Here is a 20,251-nt window from a genome sequence, read left to right as displayed (position 1 = left end):
ATGTGGAGGGCAGACACAGGTCGCAGCCTGATCTGAGACGGGCCGAACACCATACGGAGCGAACGAGGAGGTTCGTGATGCCGGACTCGAAGCCGAACATTCTGGTCATCTGGGGAGACGATATCGGGATCACCAACCTCAGCTGCTACAGCGACGGGATCATGGGGTACCGGACGCCCAACATCGACCGCCTGGCCGACGAGGGCATGAAGTTCACCGACTCCTACGGGGAACAGAGTTGCACCGCGGGCCGTGCCTCGTTCATCACCGGGCAGAGCGTGTATCGGACCGGGATGAGCAAGGTCGGAATGCCGGGCGCCGACATCGGACTGTCCGCGGAGGACCCGACCATCGCGGAACTGATCAAGCCCCTCGGGTATGCGACCGGACAGTTCGGCAAGAACCATCTTGGTGACCTCAACAAGTATCTGCCGACCGTGCACGGGTTCGACGAGTTCTTCGGCAACCTCTATCACCTCAACGCCGAAGAAGAGCCGGAACTCCCGGACTATCCCGACGCGGAGCTGTACCCCCGCCTGTACAACCTGCAACGGCCTAGGGGCGTTCTCCGCTCGTGGGCCACCGAAGAGGACGATCCCACCGAGGATCCGCGGTTCGGCCGGGTCGGAAGGCAGAGGATCGAGGACACGGGGCCGTTGACGAAGAAGCGGATGGAGACCATCGACGACGAGATCGCCGATGCGGCTGTCGACTTCATCCGGCGCCAGCACGAAGCTGACACACCGTTCTTCATGTGGGTGAACTTCACCCACATGCACCTGCGAACCCACACCAAGCCGGAAAGCGTGGGGCAGTCGGGCATCTGGCAGTCGCCGTACCACGACACCATGATCGACCACGACAAGAACGTCGGTCAGGTCCTCGACGTCCTCGACGAACTGGGTCTGGCCGAGGACACGATCGTCATCTACAGCACCGACAACGGCCCGCACGCCAACACGTGGCCGGACGGCGCGACCACACCCTTCCGCAGTGAGAAGGACACCAACTGGGAAGGCGCCTTCCGGGTACCGCAGGTGATCCGGTGGCCCGGCAGGATCCCGGCCGGGGCGGTCTCCAACGACATCGTCCAGCATCACGACTGGCTGCCCACATTCCTCGCGGCGGCCGGCGACGCGGGCATCGTCGACGAACTGAAGGCCGGGCACACAGTCGACGACAAGACGTTCAAGGTCCACATCGACGGCTACAACCTGCTGCCGTACCTCACCGGGGAGGTGGAGCGGAGCCCGCGCCGCGGGATGGTCTACTTCTCCGACGACTGCGACGTGCTGGGTGTGCGGTTCGAGAACTGGAAGATCGTCTTCATGGAGCAGCGGGCGACGGGCACGCTGGGGATCTGGGCGGAGCCGTTCACCGAACTGCGGGTCCCGAAGCTGTTCAACCTCCGCACCGATCCGTTCGAGCGCGCGGATTCGACGTCGAACACGTACTGGGACTGGTTCCTCGACCACGACTACATCGTCTTCTACGGCACGGCGATCGGAACCGCCTTCCTCGACACGTTCAAGGAGTTCCCGCCGCGGCAGGAGCCTGCCACCTTCACGATCGATCATGCAGTGAAGAAGCTGCATGCCTTCCTGGCACGGGACTGATCGGGATGGTCGAGGGACTCGAGTCGTGGACGGGCGGGGAAACTGTCTCCGCCATCGTGAATTTCGTCGAGCGGGTCACCGCGGAAGGGGGTCCGGACTTCGTCGAACCTGCGGACAGGGTGGCCGTGTTCGACAACGACGGCACACTCTGGTGCGAGAAGCCGATGCCCATCCAGCTCGACTTCACCGTGCGGCGTTTCGCGGAGATGGCCGCCGGCGATCCCGATCTGCGAAAGAAACAGCCGTGGAAAGCGGCCCACGAGAACGACCTCCAGTGGCTGGGTGCGGCGATGGTCAAGCACTATCAGGGCGACGACAACGACCTGAAGGTGCTGATGGCCGCGGTCACCGAGGCCTTCGATTCGGTCACCGTCGAGAACTACGACACGCGGGTCCGAGCCTTCTTCGCCGACGCGGACCACCCGACGCTCGGCCGTCCCTACTACGGCTGCGGCTACGTGCCGATGGTCGAGTTGTTGCGGTACCTGGAGGCGAACGGGTTCACGACCTACATCGCGTCCGGCGGCGATCGTGACTTCATGCGTCCGGTCGCCGGGCAGCTGTACGGGGTGCCACCCGAACGCATCATCGGCAGCGCGCTGGGGATTTCCTACCGTGAGGGCGAGGGGCAATCGGATCTGCTCTACAAGGCGGCGATGGACTTCTTCGACGACGGGCCGGAGAAACCGGTGCGCATCTGGAGCAGGATCGGGCGGCGCCCGATCCTGTCGGTGGGCAACTCCAACGGCGATCTGCCCATGCTCGCCTTTTCCGGCGCGTCCGACTCGCGGGCACTCCGGTTGGTGATCCTGCACGACGACGGCGATCGCGAGTTCGACTACGTCGCCGGGGCGGAGGACCTCCTCGACCACGCGCGTCGCAACGACTGGATCGTGGTCAGCATGAAGGATGACTGGCGTGAGGTGTTCGAGCCAGGCACTTCCTGAGCAGAGGGGATCTCGTGACGACCGGTACCGCCACCCTGACCGAACTCCGGGAGATTCCCGCTCAGGCCTTCACGATGGGATCCGACGCCCACTACCCGGAGGAGCGCCCGGCGCACCGGGTCGAGGTCGAGGCGTTCCCCATCGAGGTTCGGCAGGTCACCAATGCTCAGTACGCGTCCTTCGTCGCCGGCACCGGGTATCGGACGGTCGCCGAGCGTCCGCTGGACCCCGCCGAGTTTCCGGGAGCACCCGCGGAGAATCTGCAGCCGGGGTCGATGGTTTTCGTGGGGACACCCGGTCCGGTGGACCTGCGCCACATCGACCAGTGGTGGCGGTGGACTCCGGGGGCGTCGTGGCGTCGGCCGGAGGGGCCGCGGTCCACGCTCGCCGGCCGCAGCGATCACCCCGTCGTGCATATCGCTTACGAGGACGCGCAGGCTTACGCCGAGTGGGCCGGACGGGCACTGCCCACCGAGGCGCAGTGGGAGGCGGCGGCGCGGGGTGGATTCGATGGCGCCGAATTCACGTGGGGTGACGGGGCCGAGTCGGCCGGCCGACGCCTCGCGAACTTCTGGCACGGCGACTTCCCCTGGCGTGCGGACCCGGGATACGGCAGCACGTCGCCGGTCGCGTCGTACCCGCCGAATCCGTACGGGCTGTACGACATGGCCGGCAACGTCTGGGAATGGACCGACGACTGGTACGCCGATGGGCACGGCACCGAACACTCGTGCTGCGCGCCCCGGAACCCGCGCGGGCCGGGAGTGGAAGGCAGCTACGACCCGCGACAACCCCAGTTCCGGGTTCCTCGCAAGGTGATCAAGGGAGGGTCCTTCCTGTGCGCGGACAGCTACTGTCGCCGCTACCGGCCTGCCGCCCGTCGGCCGCACATGATCGATACGGGCATGAGCCACATCGGGTTCCGCTGCACAGGTGCGTGACCCGACCCACGAGCCGCGGGGCTCCGTGCCGGGCGGGTCGCCTGGTGCGTACTGTGTCGTGTCGTTGAATCGACACAGAGGAGGAGACCCACGATGGGATTGATGGACGGTTTGATGGGCAACGCGGGGGTCATGGATCCCGGTACCGCCAATAACGAGTTCGGCAGGCTGCTGGGGCACGGTGAACAGATCCACGCGGCGTACCAGTTGGTGCGTGACTCGTTCCTCTTCACCAATCGGCGGTTGATCCTCGTCGACAAGCAGGGCATCACCGGCCGCAAGACCGAGTACCACAGCGTGCTCTACAAGTCGATCACACACTTCTCCGTCGAGACGGCCGGATCGTTCGATCTCGATGCGGAACTGAAGATCTGGATCTCGGGCAACCCGATGCCCATCCAGAAGCAGTTCTCCAAGGGCGTGAACATCTACGAGGTGCAGGCGATGCTCACGCATTTCGTCGCGTCGTAGCGGGCCAGATCAGGTGACCGTCGAAGCGATGGTCACCTGATGGCGGCGAATCCCATGTCCATCCAGTGAATCCAATTGCCGGACGCGTCCTGGCGCTCCCAACGCCGAGCACTGATCGCGCGCGACCACGGCTGCGCATTCCCTGGCTGCGGAGCACAACCCGCTCACTGCGAAGGCCATCACGTGGTGCACAGGGCCGACGGCGGACCCACCGACCTCGACAACCTCGTGCTGCTCTGCCGCTACCACCACACGCTGCTGCACCACTCCCACTGGGAAGTGCAGGTCGGCACCGACAGAAAGCCCTGGTTCACCCCGCCCAGCACCGTCGACCCCTACAAGAAACCCATCCCCGCCCACAATCGGGCGGGACCACACGCCGCATGACGCTGCAGCCGGCACCCGAACGGGGTGCCGGCCATCGCGGGATGGTCGACCGTGCCGAAGTACCCGGCCTTTGCGACGAAAATTACGCCGAGAGCAGTCGTACCGAAGCGGTGAGGGACGATGCGACCGCCCGAGACGCGTCGAGTACCAGCGGCGCGCACCGCTCGAGCCGGGCGGCGTCGGCGGACTTTCCGCAAAGGGACACTGCGGCGACGGTTCCGCCGTCGACGCGGATCGGTGCGCCTACGCACATCACCCCGGTGGCCGATTCGTCGCGGGCGAAGGCCACGCCGTGCCGGGCCCGGGCGCGACCCAGATTCCGGTGCAGCGCCGGCAGGTCCGCGATTGTCCGATCGGTGCAGCGGCGCGGCGACGTCCCGGCATACACGCGGTCCACCTGTTCCGGGGCGAGGCTCGCGAGGATCGCCTTCCCCGCCGCGGTGGCATGTGCCGGAACCCGTCCGCCGACACGGGCGTTCGACGGTGAACCGGGCCGCACCCCGATCCGGTCGAGGTACAGCAGATCGGTGCCGTCGAGCACCCCGAGATGCACGACCAGCCCCGTCCTCTGGTGCAGGTCGTTGAGGAAGGGCGCCGCGGCCGCCCGGATCTCCCCGTGGTGTCCCTCGCCACCGCCGAGACGATGCAGGCGCGGGCCCAGGTGGTAGCCGCCGGGGGAGTGCTCGACCCATCCCAGGCGCAGCAGCGAATCGAGGATGCGATGGACCGTCGATCGTGGCAACCGTGTGCGTCGTGCGAGTTCCTCGAGCGGGACGCGGGAGGAGAACCCGCCGAACGCGTCGAGGATGACCGTCATCCGGTCGACCATCGACGGCGGCACCCGCTCCGCCGGTGAGATGCGAGACCCTTGATCGTATGTCGGCACTATCGCTCCTTCCGCGTGACCCGGACCGAATGGTGTTGCGTTCTACCAGGTCCGGTCGCCGCGGAGAACGGCGTCGGCGCCGCCGTCGACGAACACCACCTGGCCGGTGACGTGCGAGTTCTCGGGGGAGGTGAGCCAGGCCAGCAGCGGCGCGACCTGCTCCGGGCGGGCGTGGCCGTGCAGCGGCATCGGGACGGCGCCGTCGATCGCGGCACGGCCCTCGGGGCTGTCGAGCATCGCCTGGATCATCGGGGTGACGATGGTGCCCGGTGCGATCGCGTTCAGCGGGATGCCCGCACCCGCCCACTCCGGGGTGATCGCGGCGCGGCGCACCCAGCGTGCGATCGCGGCCTTCGACGACCCGTAGACCAGGGCACCAGCCCCGCTGTCGACGGCTGACTGTGCCGCGTCGACCGCGGCCGCCTCGTCGCCGGCCAGGGCGGCGTCGACGATCGCGGGATCGGACGGGTGCAGCGATGCAACCGACGAGATGACCACCGCGCGGGGATCGGTACCGCCGGCGAGCAGCGGGCGCAGACCCTCGAGCGTCGCCACCGCGCCGAAGTAGTTGACCTTGACGGTGAGTGGGTCGAACAGCGCGACACCCGCGCACGCGACGACGCCGTCGAGGCGTCCGCCGGTCAGCTCGCGGGCCTGCTCGACGAGTGCCACACGACCCTCCGCGGTGGCGAGGTCGGCGGTGAGGTCGGCGTCGCGCAGATCGGCGCCGATCACGTGGGCGCCCTCCTCGCGCAGGTGGGCGGTGGTCGCGGCGCCGATTCCGGAGGCGCTGCCGGTGACGAGGAATGTGCGGGGCATGTCCTGCCCTTTCGGTTCGAGGGGCTGCTTGGGTTACCGGCACCACTTCCCGGATGCCAATCTGTGCCAGAACGCCAGTTTGTGCCACCCTGCTACTGTGTGTCAAGACACATTCGGAGGTAGATCGTGGAACGCGACCAGCGTGGATTGGCCGAACGGCGACGCGATGCCGTGCGCATGGACATTGCGGCGGCCGCCGCGAAACTGTTCACCGCCGCCGGGTTCGATTCCACGTCGGTCGACGACATCGCCCACGCTGCCGGTATCTCGGTGCGCACGTTCTATCGGCACTGCAAGGCCAAGGAGGACACGCTCACACCGGTCCTCACCTCCGGAATCCGGGACTTCGCACAGTATCTCGCGGACCGCCCGATGACGGAGTCCGTAGCGACGTCCGTGCACGAGGCCTTCGTCGAGTGCCTGCGGCAGGACCGGTACGCCTCCCTCGTCTCCACCCGCGATCTCTTCGTCATCCTGACGTCCGTGCCCGGGATCCGGGCACGGTGGATGGTCGCGGCCCACGGCCTCGCCGACGACATGCGCGGCCGCCTCGCCGAGCGGGCGGGGCTGGATCCGTCGGGCATCGAGGCAAGGCTGTTGGCGCACACGCTCATCGGTGCGCTCACCGTCGCGCTCGAGTACTGGGTGACGTGCGATCCGGACGACCCCGCTGGGCCCGCCGACGTCGGTGAGCTGGCGGCGTCCGCGCTGTCGGTGCTGCGCCTGGACGTCGACCGGTCGCACCGAAACGTTTGACCCCCAACCCCATCGGAAGAAGCTCGACAGCAGAAACGGAGATTCACATGGCTCGGTCACTCGTACGTAGCATCGTCGTCGCAGCCGACGCGGACAGCGTCTGGTCCCACATCGGCGACTTCGACGGTCTCGGCGCGTGGCATCCCAGCGTTCCGCCGGCCGAACTCGAGGGCGATCCGACGCAGGTCGGCTCGCTTCGTATCTTCTCGGTCGACGGCCGCGTCGTCGCCCGGGAACAGCTCGTCGCCCGTGATCCGGCGGCGCGCAGCTACAGCTACGAGGTGCTCGAACCGATGCTCCCGATCAGCGACTACGTCGCCACGCTGACGGTCACCCCGCAGGGTGACAAGTCCGAGATCCGTTGGAGCGCAGAGTACAAGTCCGACGACGACGCGGTCGCCACCGTGGAGCAGATCTTCGGTGACGGCGTCTACGTCGCGGGTCTGCAGGCGGTGCAGGCGCACTTCGCCTGATCGGCGCCGGGAACCAGCTGAAAGGTCCCTTCACGCGCTGACAGCGCATGAAGGGACCCTTCGGCTCTACTCGGGGTTCGGATCGGCATCGGGAATCGGCATACACAGGAACGGGACGAGGGCCCGGTTCGCCGGATCGGCGTACGGGTCGGGCGGAATCCAGCGGACGTGGCCGTGGGTGCGGGCATCGAGGTCCACCGATTCGACTGTGCCGCTCGGAGATCGAGCGGTCAGTCCGCCGTGGGCGATCCACTCCGTGCCGTCGGCGTCGCGGGCGATGTCGGCCCGGGCGGCGGCGGCCCGCACCCGCGCGACGGTGTCCGGGTCGTCGACCGCGATCAGTCGGCGCGCGCCGTCGAGCACTCGGACGGGATGGGGCGGTGGGTCCACGCGTACCGTTCCGTACCGGCGGTCGAGTCGCATGTGCGGCTCGGTCGTGTCGAGGAGGTACAGGAGTCCGTCGTCGACGACACTTCGCCCGCCCTCGGTGCACATGCGCTCGACGGTCAACGATTCGTCTCCGTGGCGATCGCAGCGGAACACGTCGTACTCGGACGTGATCCAGCAGCCGTTCTCGTCGGCGTGGACGGCGCGGGACCAGTACTCACGCGGCCGCTCGGCGGTCATCGGCAGTAGGTACTCGACGACCCGCGTCGGCGCCGCTGCGGTATCGGCATGCAGCAGAACGGGATCGGCTCGGTCCATCACCACACATCGGTCCCGGAGATCGACACCGCACCCGCCACGAACCGGCAGTCGGTCACGGGTACGTCGTCGAGGTTCAGATCGAGCAGCACTCCCGTCGGGACGTACGGGTCGCCCTCCGTTGCGGGCTCCTGGCTCGACCAAAAGATGCGCGGCGTCGCCTCGACGTCGGTCAGGCGCTCGCTGCCGTGGACGAGGCGGGTGCCGGTCGGTGTCCGTTCCAGTAGATGGTTCACCACGCGCACCCGTCGAACTCGTCCGCGCACCGGCGGGGGATTGTCGGGTTCCATTGCGAGGCCGGCATAGAGGGTCCCGTGGACCTCGACCCGTCCGGTGGTCGCCCACCGCGGCGGGGCGAGGGAACGGTCGTCGAAGATCCATCCGGGAACGAAGACGGTGAGCATGCGATCGGCCGGTGCGGTGATCATCATCGAACCCCACGCACTCGGAAAACCGACGGGCGACGCCGTCGGGCGCGGGGCTACCTTGCGTGCGAGCGTAGCGGAACCTCGCCGCCTCCGACACCCGTCACGGGCGGCGAGCCGAGCAGTCGATGCACGTCGTGGCGGCGGGCAGTGCGTCCAGTCGTGCCTCGGCGATCGGTGATCCGCATCGAACGCACACGCCGTAGGTGCCGTTCTCGAGGCGCTGCGCAGCTTCCGTCAGGTCGTCCAGGTCTTGGCGAGCCTCGGCGAGCAGTGCCGAGACCTGGGCCCGCTCGAAGGCGATGGTCGACCCTTCCGGATCGTGCTCGTCGTCGTTCGTGGTGAACTCCGACCCCTCCACGATTTCGGCGAAACGCTCGGTGAGCGACGCGATCCGGCGCTGCGTGTCGGCGCGTTCCCGGTCGATCCTGGCGCGATGCCGGGCGGTGTCCGAGCCGGCGTCCGCCCCGGTGGTGCTGTCGTCCTCCATGCGTCATCCTCCATCGAAGCGTCGTCGATCCGAAGGCTGTGGCGGTGTGCGGGAAATCGTCCGAATGTTACTGCGAGGACGGTGAGGAGGTCTGCCCCGCGCACCTCCTTAACCTGGAAATTATCGTTCTTTTGACTTATTCCAGAAAAGGGGCATACTGGGGACCATGCAACACGGAGAGCACGGCATCGAACCCCGCACACTGCTGCGGGAAGCGGGCCTGCGCGTCACAGCTCCCCGGGTCGCGGTTCTGAATGCTGTTGCCGCAAATCCTCATTCGGATGCGGAGGAGATTGCTGCCGAGGTGCGATGCCAGCTCGGAGCCGTCTCCACCCAGGGCGTCTACGACGTGCTCGGGGCCTGCGTCCGTGCGGGTCTGTTGCGCCGCATCGAACCTGCGGGTTCGCCGGCGCGCTACGAGACCCGCACCGCGGACAACCATCACCATCTGGTGTGCCGCTCGTGCGGCACGGTCGTCGACGTGGACTGCGTCCTCGGCCACGCTCCCTGCCTGGAGCCCTCGAACGACCACGGCTTCGAGATCGACGAGGCCGAGGTGGTGTTCTGGGGTCTGTGCGCCGGTTGCCGGAGCGATTCGGCGAAAACCACAGCAGAGACCGCTACCAGCTCACAGAATCAAGACGATGTGCCCGGATCGGGCGGGTCGAGCCATTCGAAGACAGCCACAGCCCATCAGCGCCAAGGAGGCTTCTCACAATGACGTCCGCACAGTCACGTCCCACCACGAACAACTTCGGAATCCCGGTCAACAGTGACGACGAGTCGCTGACCGCGGGTACGCAGGGGCCGATCCTGCTGCACGACCACTACCTGATCGAGAAGCTCGCGCAGTTCAACCGCGAGCGGGTGCCGGAGCGTATCGTGCATGCCAAGGGCGGCGGTGCATTCGGCGAACTCGTCATCACCGGTGACGTCAGCAAGTACACCAAGGCGAAGTTCCTGCAGCCCGGCAAGAAGACCGAGTCGCTGGTGCGGTTCTCCACCGTTGCCGGCGAGCAGGGCAGTCCCGACACCTGGCGCGATCCGCGCGGGTTCGCGATGAAGTTCTACACCGAGGAGGGCAACTACGACCTCGTCGGCAACAACACGCCGATCTTCTTCATCAAGGACCCCATCAAGTTCCCCGACTTCATCCGCTCGCAGAAGCGTCTTCCGGGCTCGGGTCTGCGCGACCACGACATGCAGTGGGACTTCTGGACGCTGCGTCCGGAGACCGCGCATCAGGTGACGTGGCTGATGGGTGATCGCGGCATCCCGAAGTCGTGGCGGCACATGGACGGATTCGGCTCGCACACCTACCAGTGGGTCAACGCCGCCGGTGAGCGGTTCTGGGTGAAATACCACTTCAAGACCGACCAGGGCATCGAGTTCCTCACGCAGGCCGAGGCCGACACTCTCGCCGGCTCCGACCCGGACTACCACCGCGCCGACCTGTACAACGCGATCGAGCGGGGCGAGTTCCCCAGCTGGACCATGAAGGTTCAGGTCATGCCGGTCGCGGAGGCGGAGGGCTACCGCTTCAACCCGTTCGACCTGACGAAGGTGTGGTCGCAGAAGGACTACCCGCTGATCGAGGTCGGCAAGTGGACTCTCAACCGCAACCCGGAGAACTTCTTCGCGCAGATCGAGCAGGCGTCGTTCGAGCCGTCGAACGTGGTGCCCGGCATCGGATTCAGCCCGGACAAGATGCTGCTCGGCCGGGTGTTCTCGTACGCGGACGCCCACCGCTACCGCATCGGCACCAACTACGCCGATCTGCCGGTGAACGCGCCGAAGTGCCCCGTGAACTCCTACTCCAAGGAGGGTGCGATGCGCTACAGCTTCAACTCCGCCGACACCCCGGTGTACGCGCCCAACTCGTACGGCGGTCCGCACGCGGATCCGTCGGCCGCCGGTGACGAGGGCCTGTGGGCGTTCGACGGTCAGGCGGTGCGCGCCGGCTACATCCAGCATCCGGAGGACGGCGACTTCACGCAGGCCGGAACCCTGGTCCGTGAGGTGCTCGACGACGCGGCCCGTGAACGGCTGGTGAGCAACATCGTCGGCCACGCGCTCGGCGGTGTCAGCGAACCCGTGCTGCAGCGGGTATTCGAGTACTGGAAGAACGTGGACGCCGAACTCGGCAAGAAGGTCGAGGAAGGCGTGCGCGCCGGCCAGAAGTAGACCGCTGAGCCCGATGGGCCCGTTCCGGAATTGAACAATTCCGGAACGGGCCCATCGGCTTTCACGAACCTGGCGGCCTCATCGACTCGTCAGGGGAGCAGGCCCCACCAGTAGATGAGGGTTGCTGCCAGCCACAGAATCACAGTGTCCATAACCGCCTCCCGAGCACTCGAGGACTGTCTCCATCATGCCCCTCGACGTCGGCTCTGAACAAACACGGCAATTCCGTACACGAGTACCGCTCCGATTATCCAGGCCTCCAGCACCGCGATCGCGGTGGCGAGCCCGTCGTTGTCGAAGTACGCGGCGCCGCGCAGCGCCCGAACGGTGACGCCGACCGGCAGGATGTCGGTCAGTGGCTCCAGCCATCCCGGGAGGAACTGTGCGGGCAGGATGCCGGTGCTGGTCGCATTCCCGAATACCAGCAGGACGACGGCCGCGACGAAGATCCCGGGCGGCCCGCAGAGTTTCAGCAGGGCCGCGGTCGACAGGGCGACGGCCAGGGCGAGCAGCCCGACGAGGGTGGCGGTCATGAGGAACGACGCCGGCAGCGCCCCGAAAACGGGCTGGACCAGCCAGGCGACGACGAGGCTCACCAGGATCGAGAATGCCACCGCGCTGAGGGCACGCCAGCCCGCGGGCAGGCGCGGACCGGCCTGCATGCTGGTGAGGCCGAACAGGAACCCCGCGAGAACCACCCCGAAGGCGGCGTAGAACACCGACAGTCCGCGGGAATCGCCCGGGGACAGGGGCGCGACATCGGTCACCGTCAGCGGAGCGCCGGTCGCACCGGCGGCGGCCCCGAACGCATGCGTCAGGAGCTCGGTGACCGCCGGCCCGTTCGCGCCGGCGACGAACAGTTCCGTGGTGGGAGCGCCGGCCACGAACGCGCCGAACACGTCGTGCGACTCGACGGCCTGCCGAGCCGTGTCCGCGGACTCGTAGACACGCACGTCGAAGGCGTCGCCTGCGGCCGTCGACTGCGCCTCGACGGCGGCCACGACGGGTTGTGGTGCAACGACCGCGACGGGCAGATTGTGCGGTTTCGGATCATGGAAGGCGGCCAGGAACACCGCGACGAAGATGCCGCCGATAAGCAACCCGACCATCGTCGGGACCACGGTGCCCCGCACGATCGTGTCGCGCTCCGGCTCCGAGACCTCCGCTGACCGCGTCGACGTCGCTGCCATACATCGAGTGTGCCCACATCACCGGGCCGTGGTGGGCGTTCTTCACGTCACGGTTCGAGAAACCGTGCCAGGAACTCGATCAACAGACGCTCGGCGACCGGTGCGGGCAACGCCTCGATCAGGGCGAGGACGTCGGCCTGGGGGCCGGTCAGTCCGGCCTTCGGGTCGAGCCCGGCGAGCCCGAGCACGGCGGCGCCGACCTCGGCGGTGAGCTCGGCAGGATCGATCTGTGCGGCGGCCGCGACAAGGTCGGCGGGGGCGCTCGCACCCGGGACCCCGCGGGTACGGTCCGCTGCCTTCTGCAGTGCCTCGATCAGGTCGTCGACGACACGTTCGGTGACCGGCGTGATCGTCAGGTGCGTGGTGCGCGGCAGGACCGTGCCGTCCGCCTGAGCGAACTCGGGCTGCGGCTGTAGCGCCCACCCGTCGTCGCTCGCGGCGTCGGACCACCGGTGCGGATCGACGCGGCGCTCCGCCGGCAGCGCCTCGTCCGCGGCGATCGCGAGCAGCGGGCCGACGGGATCGCCGACGAGCCGCAGGCCCTCGATTCCCGTGATCGCGACGCGGAGTCGCTCGGTCGCACGTGCGATCGGTGCGACCAGGTCCGCGAACCCTTCCGCACCGAGGGCCTGCGTCACCGCCCATCCGGCCGCGATCGGCATGACGCTGCGCGATCCGAGCAGCGTCGGATTCACCACCGAGTAGCCGGGCCACGACGTGGTGGCGAACCAGTGCGCGCGGTGCCGATCGCGGTCGCGGTAGAGCAACAGTGACACGCCCTTGGGGGCGTACCCGTACTTGTGCAGGTCCACCGACAGGCTGGCCACACCCGGCACCGTCAGATCCCACTGCTGTGTCAGGCCCGGCCACCACGGCAGTACCCAGCCGCCGATGCAGCCGTCCACGTGCAGCGGGACATCCTGGGCTGCACACAGTTCCGCGATCTCTGCGACGGGATCGAGAGCGCCGTGCGCATACGACGGTGTGCTCGCGACGACCAGGGCGATGTCGGGTGACAGCGCCGCCGCGACGTCCGACGGCCGCAGCCGCGCGGTGACGGGATCCACCGGCAGCACCTCGAGCCGCAGATCCAGGTGCTGCGCCGCCTTGTGGAAGGCCGCGTGCGCCGTCGCGCCGATCAGCAGTGTCGGACGGTGCTCGGCCCCTGTCCGCCGGCGCCACGTGTCCCGCGCGGATTTCACGGCGAGCATGCAGCTTTCGGTGCCACCGCTCGTGACGGAGCCGACGACGTCCGGGTCACCGCCCGCGAGAATGCCGCGGCCCAGCTCGACGAGATCGCGCTCCATCGCCGCGATCGACGGAAACGTGGTGGGGTCGAGGCCGTTCAGCGACTGCACGCGCAACGCCGCGGTCCCGGCCAGCTCGGTGAGTTCGGCGACGCCCGGGTCGTACACGTACGAGAGCAGGCGTCCGCCCGACGTCGGGGCATCCGCCGCGCGGAGGGCGTCGAGGCGGGCTAGGACGTCGGCGGGATCGCTGCGGAACTGCATCAGTGGCTTCCGTTCTGGGAGTGGGTGGTCTCGGCGGCGAGACGGTAACGTGCGAGCGCGACGATGCTGAGCGCGGTGAGTATCGCCGGAGCCGCGGAGATCGCCAGCGCGATGCCGTCGATCGCCGTCTGGGACTGTTCGGCTTGCTGGTCGTCGGTGGACGAGACGAACCCGGTGATCGCGAGGATCGCGAGGACGAGAGCGGGACCGAGGGCCAGGCCGATGGTCTCGACGGCCGTCCACACGCCGCTGAACGCCCCGGCGCGGACCGTGCCACCCTCGCGCTTCTCGTGGTCGCTGATGACGTCGGGCAGCATCGACATGCCCAGCATCTGCATGCCCGCGTACCCGACACCCGCGACGGCGACCACCGCGTACACCCACCATCCGGTGCTCACCAGCAGACCCAGCAGCGCCACGTTGGCGGCGAGGAACAGACTCGACGCCAGCAGGTAGGCACGACGCTTGCCCCACGCCCGGACCGAGCGCGACCACAGCGGCATCACCGCGACCGCCGGACCGACCAGCGCGGCGAACAGGATCGACACCGCCCCCTCGTTGCCGAGCACGTACGTGGCTGCATACTGCGCGGCGGCCAGCATGGTGCCGGTCGCGAAGGCCTGGAGTGCGGAGGCCGTCAACAGCATCCGGAACGGCCGGCTCGATCGGACGACGCGCAACGACGCCGAGAACGAGGCGTCCTCGCCGAGCGAGGGTTCCGAAGCGGGCCGGCGCGGCGCCACCCGAGACGCCGCGAACATGCCCAGCCCGAGCACCGCGCCGGCGACGATGCCCATGACGAGATAGCCCCAGCGGCCCCCGCCGCCCGCGTCGCGGAGCACGGGACCGCCCGCCCCGAAGAGGAGGATCGCGATGCCGAGAACCGCAACGCGCCACGCCATCAGGCGCGCACGCTCGTGGTAGTCGTCGGTGAGTTCTGCGGGCATCGCGATGTACGGAACCTGGAACATGCTGAACGCCACCGCGGACGCGATGAAGGCGAGGGCGACCCACACCGCGCCGCCGGCGGCGCCGACACCGTCGGGCACCGCGAAGGTGAGCGCGAAGAAGACCGGCAGCAGCACGGCGCCGATCGTGAGGAACCGCCGTCGGCTCCCGGTCCGCCGGGCCCACGAGTCGCTCCACGACCCGATCGCCGGATTGAGGACCACGTCGAGTGCCTTCGGCGCGAACACCACGACGGTGGCGACGGCCGCCGCGACACCCAGCGTGTCGGTGAGGTAATAGGCGAGCACCAGGCCCGGGAGGGTGGAGAAGCCGCCGGTGCCGACCGATCCCAGTGCGTAGCCACGGATGGTGGCGGCGCTGAGCCGACCCGGCGCGGTGGACGAGACATTCGTGGCCGTCATGCGCGTCAATCTAGGCCAGCCCTCGGCGCGGCGGGGCCGGTCGCGGCCGTCGGAGGGGCGTGTCGGAGGTCGTTGCTAGCGTTCCCGACCAGGGGTCCGAGGCTGCCGCGTCGGACCCCTTCGCTGTCGGTGATCTGCTGTAATGCTCGAAAGGTGCTGTCTCCCATGGTTATGGGTGCTACCCATGCAATGTCCGGTGCCGTCGTCGGCCTAGCCGTCGCGGACCTGCTGCCGACCGACTGGGGTGGACCCACGTCCACCGCGGAAACCTTCGCGTTCGCGGGCGTGTGTGCCGGGGCCGCGCTGCTGCCGGATCTGGACACCACCCAGTCCACCGTCGCACGATCGTTCGGCCCGATCAGTCGAACCGTCGCTGCGGGCGTCGACGCCCTGTCTCTCGGGGTGTACCGGGTGACGAAGGGGCGGAAGGACCCCAACCGTCGCGGTGGGCACCGCACCTTCACCCACACGGCGTTGTTCGCGGTGGGGCTGGGTGCCGGGATCTCGGCGCTGGTCGGACAGTTCGGCCGGCCCGCCATCATCGTCACGTTGTTCTTCACACTCGGGTTGGCGCTGCGTGGCCTGGTGGGGGACTGGGCGCGGGACAAGGGGTGGCTCGTCGTCACCGGTGTCGCGGCCTTCCTGTCGATCCTGACGTGGCAGTGGTTCCCGGACCAGGTGGGCTCGACCGGGCTCGGTGTCGCGGTCGCCCTCGGCTGCGCCACGCACTGTCTCGGCGACATGATCACCAAGGAGGGGGTGCCGTTCCTCGCGCCGTTCGTCCCGTTCGGGGGACGACGGTGGTGGGAGCTGCGGCTGCCCTCTTTCCTCGCGATTCGCGCGGGCGGCGGCTTCGAGAAGGCGGTGCTGGGTCCGGCACTGACGATCCTGGCCATCGGTCTCGCGGTCTGGTCGGTGGACGGGGCGCCGGAAGCGATCACCGATGCACTGCGGACCTCGGTGCAGGTGACCGAGCAGTAGGGGCGCCTCCGAGGTTCCTTCGACCAGGATTACGGAACCACTGGCATCGGAACGAAACTTGTTCTAGTTTGGCTCGAGGTCATGCGCGGCGGGATCGACGGTGCCGCCACCCCGACGAGTGGATCGGAGTCGAACCGGTGAGTGTGGACGGCAGTGAGACGGCGACAGGTGGATCCCGCAACGGGATGTCGCGCAGAGGATTCCTCGGACGAGCGGCTGGGGCCGCGGCGGGCGCCGCGGCCCTGACGGGCATGGGCTGGTCTCCGGCCTTCGCGCTACCGGCGGCGGGCTCGACCGGTTCGGGCGGTGGCCCGGTGTCCAACCTGCCGGTGCCGCCCGCGTTCCCCCAGGACATTCCGCTGTCGCAGCAGGGCTACGTCAACTGGGCCAAGGACATCCGATTCGACGCCGTGTGGACCGCGACCGCGCGGACCCCCGACGACGTGCTCCGGATCGCGAACTGGGCCAAGGACAACGGTTTCCGGGTGCGGGCGAAGGGCACGATGCACGGGTGGAGTCCGCTCACCGTCGTGCCCGGCGAGAACGTCGAGAAGACCCTGCTGGTCGATACGATGACCCACCTGAACTGGGTGAACGTCGCCCCTGCCGGGTCGCCGGCGACCGTCACCGCCGGTGGCGGTGCCAGCCTCGAGGCCATCCTCACTGCGCTGCAGCAGCACGGCCTCGGATGGGCCAACTCGCCCGCCATCGGCGACCTGTCGATCGCCGGGATCCTGGCGGTCGGCGCGCACGGTGCCACGTATCCGGCCGCGGGGGAGACGGTGACTCCCGGTCAGTCGTTCGGCTCGCTGTCGAACCTGGTGACCGCCATGACCGCGGTGGTGTGGGACGACACCGCCGATCGCTTCGTGCTGCGCGACTTCACCCGCGCCGACCCCGAGATCACCGCGCTGCTCACCCATCTGGGCCGCAGCTTCGTCATCTCGGTGACCCTGCAGGCCGGCGTCAACGCCCGCCTACGCTGCCGGAGCATCATGGACATCCCCTGGCAGGAAATGTTCGCGCCCACGGGATCCCCGGGCCGGACGTACGAACGGTTCGTCGAGCAGTCGGGGCGGGTCGAGGCGATCTGGTTCCCGTTCACCGACAAGCCGTGGCTCAAGATCTGGACGCCGACGCCGGTGAAGCCGCCGGAGTCCCGGGAGGTCTTCGGGCCCTACAACTACTTCTTCACCGACAACCTGCCCGAGCCGCTCACCGATATACTGGGGCAGGTCGCCTCGGGCATCCAGGCTGCCACCCCGGCTTTCGGGGTCGGTCAACTGGCGGCCGTGCAGGCCGGTCTCGCGCTCACCGACACCGACGACCTGTGGGGCTGGTCCAAGGACGTGCTGTTCTACCTGCGGCACACCACGATGCGGGTCACCGCGGGCGGCGGCGTGGTCGTCACCGAGCGCGCGAGCATCCAGCGGGTGATCAACGAGTTCACGACGTGGCACAACGGCCGGATGAGTGCACTTGCGGCGCAGGGCAAGTACCCGATCAACGGCCCCTTCGAGGTTCGCATGTGCAAGGTCGACGACCAGGCCGAGGTGCTGGTGGAATCGGCAGGGCCGCCGAACCTGTCGGCCGTGCGTCCGCGCCCCGACCACCCCGAGTGGGACACCTGCATCTGGATGAACGTCGTCACGCTACCCGGCACGCCGGGCGCCGCCGAGTACTTCCGAGAGATGGAACGCTGGATGGTGCAGAACTATTCGGGCGACTACGCGACGTTTCGGTCCGAGTGGGCCAAGGGCTGGGGCTTCGACAGTCAGGGCGGCTACCGCGATCCCGAGTGGCTCGACCAGACCCTCCCTGCCGCCTACACCACCGGCATCCCGGCGTCGGGCAACTGGGAGTCCGCGCGGAAATCGCTCAACGCGCACGATCCGCACCGCGTCTTCGCCAACACTTTCCACGACCGGCTGCTGCCGTAGAGCTTCCGGTTCGGAAGGCGTGGTGGCTTGTGTTCGAACTGCAGTCGACGGCCCGGTCGAAGCAGTGGTCGGACCGAATACGGTTCGTAGAGAACAGTTCCGGACTCGGCCACCGCCTCACGCAGTCAGGGAAGTACGGCCGTTGCCTCGACTTCGACCATGAGATCTGGTTCTCCCAGTGAGGCGACTCCGAGTAGCGTGATCGGCTTGACCGGGTCGACGCCAAGTTTCTCGGCGGCCCGGGCGACGCCCTCGCCCAGGAGCGCCATCTTATCCGGCGTCCAGTCCACAACGTAGATGGTCAGCTTTGCCACATCGTCGAAAGACCCGCCGATCTCGGTGAGAGCTGTTCCGATGTTGAGGTAGGCCTGCTCGACCTGCGCGGCGAAGTCGCCTTCGCCGACTGGGCGGCCGTCCGCATCGCGGGCGACCTGGCCTGCAAGGAAGACGATCCTCGAGCCGGTAGAGATCGACAGTTGCCGATAGACGCGCACTCGACCACGGTGCGGCCATGTTGACGGCCCTACTCATCAGCGCCGGCGATGAGCCTGGCCAGTGTGCACGTTCGGTGGCGGGTGGATGGGGGACGCATCTGCCCACTGCCGGCTGTAACGGCCGCGAGGGTAAAACCGACTCATCGGTATGAGATTCCCCCGACTCTCCCGATCAGCATTCCTGCCGGTGGCACTCTTCGCGGCTGCTGCGGTCTGGGGTGCACCGTCGGCTGCGGCCGACGTCGTCGATGTCACGATCCTGCCGGGGTTGAGCGGTGGACCCACCACTGCATACGGGGCCGGTTGCACCTACCTTGTGGTGGCCAGGACCGCCGACTCGGAGTGGACCCCGAGCGAGAAGGGTGTGTCCATCGTCGACTACAACCACGCGTCCACGTTCTTTCCGCAGAACTTCGCGTGGGATTTCATCTCCCCCTATTGGGTGAACCCCGTCGTGTTCGATCACGCTTTCACGCTCTGGACCCCGACTGCCCCTGGCGAACACTCCGTCATGGCGTACCAGACCTCGGCAGGCGGACCTGTCGAGACGTCACCGTGAACCCTGCGACACCGATCGGCCCGGCCTGCCTCGTTGCACCCTGAGCGGCCGAGTGTGCGCCGTCAGGTAGCTTCGGGCGGGGTCGAGTTCGCTTGGAGTTGTTGTGGTTTCTGGTGTGGTCCACCCGGATGTGGCTCTCGTGACGGGGCTTTTCAGTGGTCTCGGCGTCGAGTGTTCACCGGCCGTGCCCGAGCTCGACAACGCCGAGTACGGTGCCGCGGTGTCCGACGTCGGCCGGTCGACCATCCGGTTCCGGGTCGGCAAGCTGACCCCGACGAAGGTGGGGCTGTTCGTCTCGGTGTGGCGTCGCGCGGCCGGTGGGTCGACGGAACCGTTCCCGGCCGAGGATGACGTGGACGGGCTGGTCGTCACCGCCCGCGAGGGGGACCGCTTCGGCGCGTTCGTCTTCCCGACGGAGGTGCTGGCCACCCGCGGCATCGTGTCGGCACGGGGTGCCGGTGGGAAGCGGGGATTCCGAGTGTATCCGCCGTGGTCGGCGACCAGCAACCCGCAGGCGAAGCGGTCCCAGGGTTGGCAGTGCGACCGGTTCCTCGACCTGAGTGACCGAGGGGCCGTCGATCTGCGGCGGGCCGGTCGGCTCCTCGCCGCGGTCTGAGCGGCGGAGCGGAAGAAGGTGGACCGGCGGCTCGGTCGCCTCACGGCGAAAGGCGCAACGCAGCTCCAGCCGAACGGAACTCTGCGGAGGCGGTGAAATTGAGCCCGGGGGACACGGAACCGCCGATCCGAACCATTCAACCACGACCCCGCCGAGGTTATTCCAGGGTCATCCCAAGAGGTCCTCGGCCCGTTCCAGCTCCATGTCGAGCAGGTCGTCGACATCGAGATCTGAGGCTTCCCGCACCGCGGACTCGAGGAGCGCGGTCGCCTCGTCCGCCCGTCCGAGCTGGTGCAGAAGGTCGCCGTAGACGACGAGCGCGCGGACCCGGAACACGCCGGGCTGCGAGCGATCGAGCAGCTCACGCAGCGTGACCTCCGCCTTCTCGACCCGACCGTAGTCGAGCTGGAGCAGTGCCTTCTGCAGGGTCAGCGACTCGTCCATGCGGCCACGATAACGGCGAGGCCCGGCACCGAATCGGTGCCGGGCC

Annotated in this window: 22 protein-coding genes and 1 pseudogene; 13 read left to right on the top strand and 10 right to left on the bottom strand. The window is 68.1% G+C overall.

Annotated features, from left to right (window positions below; genetic code table 11):
• Positions 1-77 precede the first annotated feature (77 nt).
• The 5 genes and pseudogenes from AC1RIF_RS16650 to AC1RIF_RS16630 all read left to right on the top strand — a co-directional run.
• Positions 78-1,616, top strand: a complete 1,539-nt coding sequence (locus tag AC1RIF_RS16650) for an arylsulfatase (RefSeq protein WP_492602468.1) — start codon at positions 78-80, stop codon at positions 1,614-1,616.
• Between the two features lie 5 nt (positions 1,617-1,621).
• A complete protein-coding gene (locus tag AC1RIF_RS16645) occupies positions 1,622-2,563 on the top strand; it encodes an HAD family hydrolase (protein ID WP_492602467.1) in 942 nt (313 codons plus the stop codon).
• Positions 2,564-2,577: 14 nt separating this feature from the next.
• Complete coding sequence (locus tag AC1RIF_RS16640; protein ID WP_492602466.1) at positions 2,578-3,504, top strand: formylglycine-generating enzyme family protein; 927 nt, start codon at positions 2,578-2,580, stop codon at positions 3,502-3,504.
• Positions 3,505-3,597: 93 nt separating this feature from the next.
• Entirely contained in the window at positions 3,598-3,975 is a 378-nt protein-coding gene (locus AC1RIF_RS16635; RefSeq protein ID WP_492602465.1) for a PH domain-containing protein, read from the top strand.
• A gap of 93 nt (positions 3,976-4,068) precedes the next feature.
• Positions 4,069-4,362, top strand: a pseudogene (locus tag AC1RIF_RS16630) (HNH endonuclease signature motif containing protein); the annotation flags it as partial.
• 82 nt (positions 4,363-4,444) lie between these two features.
• On the opposite strand, the gene AC1RIF_RS16625 reads toward AC1RIF_RS16630, so the two are convergent.
• Positions 4,445-5,248 carry an IclR family transcriptional regulator gene (locus AC1RIF_RS16625; protein ID WP_492602464.1) on the bottom strand — a complete coding sequence of 268 codons (804 nt, stop codon included), beginning with the start codon at positions 5,246-5,248 and terminating at the stop codon, positions 4,445-4,447.
• Between the two features lie 42 nt (positions 5,249-5,290).
• Complete coding sequence (locus AC1RIF_RS16620; RefSeq protein ID WP_492602463.1) at positions 5,291-6,067, bottom strand: SDR family oxidoreductase; 777 nt, start codon at positions 6,065-6,067, stop codon at positions 5,291-5,293.
• Positions 6,068-6,193: 126 nt separating this feature from the next.
• Between AC1RIF_RS16620 and AC1RIF_RS16615 the strand changes: the two genes are divergently transcribed.
• A complete protein-coding gene (locus tag AC1RIF_RS16615; RefSeq protein WP_492602462.1) occupies positions 6,194-6,823 on the top strand; it encodes a TetR family transcriptional regulator in 630 nt (209 codons plus the stop codon).
• A gap of 47 nt (positions 6,824-6,870) precedes the next feature.
• Positions 6,871-7,296, top strand: coding sequence for an SRPBCC family protein (locus tag AC1RIF_RS16610; protein ID WP_492602461.1), 426 nt, complete (start codon positions 6,871-6,873; stop codon positions 7,294-7,296).
• Positions 7,297-7,362: 66 nt separating this feature from the next.
• Here the strand turns inward: AC1RIF_RS16610 and AC1RIF_RS16605 are convergent, their stop codons facing one another.
• The 3 genes from AC1RIF_RS16605 to AC1RIF_RS16595 form a co-directional block, all read right to left on the bottom strand.
• Complete coding sequence (locus AC1RIF_RS16605; protein WP_492602460.1) at positions 7,363-8,001, bottom strand: hypothetical protein; 639 nt, start codon at positions 7,999-8,001, stop codon at positions 7,363-7,365.
• Positions 8,001-8,429 (bottom strand): hypothetical protein, encoded by a 429-nt coding sequence (locus tag AC1RIF_RS16600; RefSeq protein ID WP_492602459.1) that lies wholly within the window; start codon positions 8,427-8,429, stop codon positions 8,001-8,003. Before AC1RIF_RS16600 ends, AC1RIF_RS16605 begins: the two co-directional genes overlap by 1 nt.
• Positions 8,430-8,529: 100 nt before the next feature.
• The gene (locus tag AC1RIF_RS16595; RefSeq protein WP_492602458.1) at positions 8,530-8,916 is read right to left on the bottom strand and encodes a TraR/DksA family transcriptional regulator; all 387 of its coding nucleotides are present in this window, start codon (positions 8,914-8,916) and stop codon (positions 8,530-8,532) included.
• A gap of 166 nt (positions 8,917-9,082) precedes the next feature.
• Here AC1RIF_RS16595 and AC1RIF_RS16590 point away from each other — a divergent pair, with 166 nt between their 5' ends.
• Both AC1RIF_RS16590 and AC1RIF_RS16585 read left to right on the top strand, forming a co-directional pair.
• Positions 9,083-9,637 (top strand): Fur family transcriptional regulator, encoded by a 555-nt coding sequence (locus AC1RIF_RS16590; RefSeq protein WP_492602457.1) that lies wholly within the window; start codon positions 9,083-9,085, stop codon positions 9,635-9,637.
• Complete coding sequence (locus tag AC1RIF_RS16585) at positions 9,634-11,100, top strand: catalase (protein WP_492602456.1); 1,467 nt, start codon at positions 9,634-9,636, stop codon at positions 11,098-11,100. Before AC1RIF_RS16590 ends, AC1RIF_RS16585 begins: the two co-directional genes overlap by 4 nt.
• 185 nt (positions 11,101-11,285) lie before the next feature.
• On the opposite strand, the gene AC1RIF_RS16580 is transcribed toward AC1RIF_RS16585, so the two are convergent.
• From AC1RIF_RS16580 to AC1RIF_RS16570, 3 genes are read right to left on the bottom strand one after another with little or no spacing between them, the layout of a single operon-like run.
• Positions 11,286-12,290, bottom strand: coding sequence for a hypothetical protein (locus AC1RIF_RS16580; protein ID WP_492602455.1), 1,005 nt, complete (start codon positions 12,288-12,290; stop codon positions 11,286-11,288).
• 47 nt (positions 12,291-12,337) lie between these two features.
• Entirely contained in the window at positions 12,338-13,801 is a 1,464-nt protein-coding gene (locus AC1RIF_RS16575; protein WP_492602454.1) for a pyridoxal phosphate-dependent decarboxylase family protein, read from the bottom strand.
• The gene (locus AC1RIF_RS16570) at positions 13,801-15,171 is read right to left on the bottom strand and encodes an MFS transporter (protein WP_492602453.1); all 1,371 of its coding nucleotides are present in this window, start codon (positions 15,169-15,171) and stop codon (positions 13,801-13,803) included. Before AC1RIF_RS16570 ends, AC1RIF_RS16575 begins: the two co-directional genes overlap by 1 nt.
• Positions 15,172-15,336: 165 nt before the next feature.
• Between AC1RIF_RS16570 and AC1RIF_RS16565 the strand changes: the two genes are divergently transcribed.
• Both AC1RIF_RS16565 and AC1RIF_RS16560 read left to right on the top strand, forming a co-directional pair.
• Positions 15,337-16,152, top strand: coding sequence for a metal-dependent hydrolase (locus tag AC1RIF_RS16565; protein ID WP_492602452.1), 816 nt, complete (start codon positions 15,337-15,339; stop codon positions 16,150-16,152).
• Between the two features lie 185 nt (positions 16,153-16,337).
• A complete protein-coding gene (locus tag AC1RIF_RS16560) occupies positions 16,338-18,092 on the top strand; it encodes a cholesterol oxidase substrate-binding domain-containing protein (protein ID WP_492602451.1) in 1,755 nt (584 codons plus the stop codon).
• A gap of 125 nt (positions 18,093-18,217) precedes the next feature.
• On the opposite strand, the gene AC1RIF_RS16555 is transcribed toward AC1RIF_RS16560, so the two are convergent.
• The gene (locus AC1RIF_RS16555; protein ID WP_492602450.1) at positions 18,218-18,586 is read right to left on the bottom strand and encodes a RidA family protein; all 369 of its coding nucleotides are present in this window, start codon (positions 18,584-18,586) and stop codon (positions 18,218-18,220) included.
• Positions 18,587-18,773: 187 nt separating this feature from the next.
• Between AC1RIF_RS16555 and AC1RIF_RS16550 the strand changes: the two genes are divergently transcribed.
• Positions 18,774-19,145 carry a hypothetical protein gene (locus tag AC1RIF_RS16550; protein ID WP_492602449.1) on the top strand — a complete coding sequence of 124 codons (372 nt, stop codon included), beginning with the start codon at positions 18,774-18,776 and terminating at the stop codon, positions 19,143-19,145.
• Between the two features lie 103 nt (positions 19,146-19,248).
• Positions 19,249-19,761: a MepB family protein gene (locus AC1RIF_RS16545; RefSeq protein WP_492602448.1), complete on the top strand. Its 513-nt coding sequence runs from the start codon at positions 19,249-19,251 to the stop codon at positions 19,759-19,761.
• A gap of 168 nt (positions 19,762-19,929) precedes the next feature.
• Here AC1RIF_RS16545 and AC1RIF_RS16540 read toward each other — a convergent pair whose 3' ends face one another.
• Positions 19,930-20,205, bottom strand: a complete 276-nt coding sequence (locus tag AC1RIF_RS16540) for a hypothetical protein (protein ID WP_492602447.1) — start codon at positions 20,203-20,205, stop codon at positions 19,930-19,932.
• Positions 20,206-20,251: the final 46 nt, after the last annotated feature.

This window comes from Prescottella sp. GW823-FHT02E09, from assembly GCF_058797375.1.
This window is presented reverse-complemented; position numbering and strand designations above follow the sequence as displayed.

Bases quoted from the DNA above. Each gene is read 5' to 3' on its own strand.
- AC1RIF_RS16650 (WP_492602468.1), top strand. From the start codon at position 78: ATGCCGGACTCGAAGCCGAACATTCTGGTCATCTGGGGAGACGATATC.
- AC1RIF_RS16645 (WP_492602467.1), top strand. From the start codon at position 1,622: ATGGTCGAGGGACTCGAGTCGTGGACGGGCGGGGAAACTGTCTCCGCC.
- AC1RIF_RS16635 (WP_492602465.1), top strand. From the start codon at position 3,598: ATGGGATTGATGGACGGTTTGATGGGCAACGCGGGGGTCATGGATCCC.
- AC1RIF_RS16620 (WP_492602463.1), bottom strand. From the start codon at position 6,067: ATGCCCCGCACATTCCTCGTCACCGGCAGCGCCTCCGGAATCGGCGCC.
- AC1RIF_RS16610 (WP_492602461.1), top strand. From the start codon at position 6,871: ATGGCTCGGTCACTCGTACGTAGCATCGTCGTCGCAGCCGACGCGGAC.
- AC1RIF_RS16605 (WP_492602460.1), bottom strand. From the start codon at position 8,001: ATGGACCGAGCCGATCCCGTTCTGCTGCATGCCGATACCGCAGCGGCG.
- AC1RIF_RS16600 (WP_492602459.1), bottom strand. From the start codon at position 8,429: ATGATCACCGCACCGGCCGATCGCATGCTCACCGTCTTCGTTCCCGGA.
- AC1RIF_RS16595 (WP_492602458.1), bottom strand. From the start codon at position 8,916: ATGGAGGACGACAGCACCACCGGGGCGGACGCCGGCTCGGACACCGCC.
- AC1RIF_RS16590 (WP_492602457.1), top strand. From the start codon at position 9,083: ATGCAACACGGAGAGCACGGCATCGAACCCCGCACACTGCTGCGGGAA.
- AC1RIF_RS16585 (WP_492602456.1), top strand. From the start codon at position 9,634: ATGACGTCCGCACAGTCACGTCCCACCACGAACAACTTCGGAATCCCG.
- AC1RIF_RS16580 (WP_492602455.1), bottom strand. From the start codon at position 12,290: ATGGCAGCGACGTCGACGCGGTCAGCGGAGGTCTCGGAGCCGGAGCGC.
- AC1RIF_RS16575 (WP_492602454.1), bottom strand. From the start codon at position 13,801: ATGCAGTTCCGCAGCGATCCCGCCGACGTCCTAGCCCGCCTCGACGCC.
- AC1RIF_RS16570 (WP_492602453.1), bottom strand. From the start codon at position 15,171: ATGACGGCCACGAATGTCTCGTCCACCGCGCCGGGTCGGCTCAGCGCC.
- AC1RIF_RS16565 (WP_492602452.1), top strand. From the start codon at position 15,337: ATGGTTATGGGTGCTACCCATGCAATGTCCGGTGCCGTCGTCGGCCTA.
- AC1RIF_RS16560 (WP_492602451.1), top strand. From the start codon at position 16,338: ATGTCGCGCAGAGGATTCCTCGGACGAGCGGCTGGGGCCGCGGCGGGC.
- AC1RIF_RS16540 (WP_492602447.1), bottom strand. From the start codon at position 20,205: ATGGACGAGTCGCTGACCCTGCAGAAGGCACTGCTCCAGCTCGACTAC.